1 pseudogene is annotated in these 233 nt (G+C 65.2%); it reads left to right on the forward strand.

What is annotated here, in order from left to right:
* A pseudogene (locus KVS71_RS19115) lies at positions 1 to 233 on the forward strand (ABC transporter substrate-binding protein); the annotation flags it as partial.

A 233-nucleotide genomic window follows, 5' to 3' on the forward strand; every position in this document is an offset into this window, starting at 1 on the left:
CACCACTGACCAGGCCATCCTGATCGGCTATGCGGCGCAGTACCTGGACGACGTGAAGGTCACCGGCGGTCTCTTCACGGAGGAGCGCTACGGAGTCGGGCTGGCCAAGGGCGATGTCGTCTTCCGCGCGCACATCAACGAGCTCTTCACCGACGGTGGCGGCATCTGGCAGGCGATCTTCGACAAGAACCTCGGCTCCAGCCGCATTCTGGTCGAGCAGCCCGACGTCGGCC

The sequence above is a fragment of the Microbacterium sp. GbtcB4 genome (genome assembly GCF_019091465.1).
In the GTDB taxonomy this organism is placed as follows: Bacteria; Actinomycetota; Actinomycetes; order Actinomycetales; family Microbacteriaceae; genus Microbacterium; species Microbacterium paraoxydans.